The organism is Vibrio sp. 1562 (assembly GCF_033340155.1).
Lineage (GTDB): Bacteria > Pseudomonadota > Gammaproteobacteria > Enterobacterales > Vibrionaceae > Vibrio > Vibrio alginolyticus.
The window spans coordinates 1-746 of sequence record NZ_JAWOVY010000277.1 but is presented as its reverse complement, the minus strand read 5'-3'; the positions used below and the strand labels follow the sequence as shown (position 1 = coordinate 746).

The 746-nt window shown below is 45.6% G+C and carries 1 protein-coding gene; it reads right to left on the bottom strand.

Annotated elements, in window-relative coordinates; translation table 11 throughout:
* Positions 1-707 (bottom strand): phosphatase (locus R7Z49_RS24645; protein ID WP_318112322.1); only part of this gene is annotated, 707 nt, incomplete at its 3' end.
* Between the last annotated feature and the right edge of the window lie 39 nt (positions 708-746).

Sequence of the window (746 nt, the reverse complement as noted above, 5' to 3'; positions counted from 1 at the left end):
CGCAGTTCAAGAAATGACAAAAACTGTTTAGCAGAGTGAGTAATCACTTTGTTGCTATCAATATCAAGGTTGTCCATCAGCTCACTGACAAGATCCAGATTGCCCACATCATGACAAAAGTGTGCATCGCTTCCCGTAGTAAAATACACATCTAACGCTTTGCCGATTTGCGCAATTTCATGGCAACGCTCCACACTGCCAACACGGCTGTTGCCTTTGAGCGTGGTGTTATTGATTTCTATCGCTACATTGTGCTCTTTAGCGCACTTCAGCACTTGTTCAAAATCGAAGTCGAAGTTCGGGTTCCCCAAATGTCCTAACGCATCAACGCGACCGCTTTTGATGACATTTATCAGCGCTTCAGTGTGTGCTTCTTTATTGGCAGGTGGAAAAACTGGCTCGTGGAAACTGGCAATAACCCAGTCCAAATTGCGATCGACGCTTGGCGGAATATCAATTTCACCTTCAATGTTAAGTATGTTGGATTCCACTCCGCGAACGATGGCAACACCTTCAAGAAAACGAGGCAGAATTTTTTGGTTGGAGAAAAACCAGTAGTGAGGCGCACCCGGCATCGACTCCGCATGGTCCGTCGTGCAAAACATGGTTAACCCGTTCTCTTTTGCCGACTTTGCGTTTTCAATCAACGTACTATACGCATGACCACTCGCGTAAGTATGCGTGTGGGTATCAACCTTAAATTCCATCATCCAGTCTCTTGAGTGCTCAAATTTGCGGGTATTGTA